Below are 322 nucleotides of genomic sequence, written 5' to 3' on the forward strand. Positions count from 1 at the left end.
CGCCACAGTTTTCTTCGTCGGGGAACTCGACCCCCGCAACCGCTGATCATGGGATTCATCGAGACCATGAGGTCCCAGGGCCACGCAGTCGAGTCGATCTGTCGGGTGCTGCGCGAGCAGGGCTGCCAGATCGCTGCGCGGACCTATCGCAGCTGGAAGAGCGCCAGCCGCGTGATCGCCGCCCGCACAATGAGCGACGCCCAGGTCGTTGACGCGGTGCGCGAGGCCGCCTGGACCACCGACCACCACGGCCGGCGCCGGCTCACCCCAGAGGGCCTGTACGGGCGCCGGAAGATGACGGCCTACCTGCGCCGCACCACCG

The 322-nt window shown here is 69.3% G+C and carries 1 pseudogene; it reads left to right on the forward strand.

Annotated elements, in window-relative coordinates:
- A pseudogene (locus M3148_RS17595) lies at positions 1-322 on the forward strand (IS3-like element ISPfr13 family transposase); the annotation flags it as partial.

The sequence above is a fragment of the Georgenia satyanarayanai genome, assembly GCF_023715365.1.
In the GTDB taxonomy this organism is placed as follows: domain Bacteria; phylum Actinomycetota; class Actinomycetes; order Actinomycetales; family Actinomycetaceae; genus Oceanitalea; species Oceanitalea satyanarayanai_B.